Here is a 241-nt window from a genome sequence, read left to right as displayed (position 1 = left end):
CGGCATCCTGTTCTATCACTCCAATACCAAGGTGCCGGGCATCGTCGGCCTGGCCACGGTGGCCAGCGCGGCCTACCCGGACGACACCCAGTTCGACCCGGCATCCGACTACCACGACCCCAAGAGCACGCGCGAGAACCCGCGCTGGATGCTGGTGGACGTGGCCTTCGACCGCAAGCTCAAGCAGGTGATCGCGCTGGACGAGATCAAGCTGCACGCCGACGAACTCGGCGAAGGCTTC

The 241-nt window shown here is 65.6% G+C and carries 1 protein-coding gene; it reads left to right on the top strand.

The annotated features are described in order from the left end of the window. Nucleotides 1–241: EVE domain-containing protein (locus P8629_RS12580; RefSeq protein ID WP_278166431.1), on the top strand; the 241-nt coding region annotated here is incomplete at both ends.

The sequence above is a fragment of the Hydrogenovibrio sp. 3SP14C1 genome, from assembly GCF_029625905.1.
In the GTDB taxonomy this organism is placed as follows: Bacteria; Pseudomonadota; Gammaproteobacteria; order Thiomicrospirales; family Thiomicrospiraceae; genus Hydrogenovibrio.
This window is presented reverse-complemented; position numbering and strand designations above follow the sequence as displayed.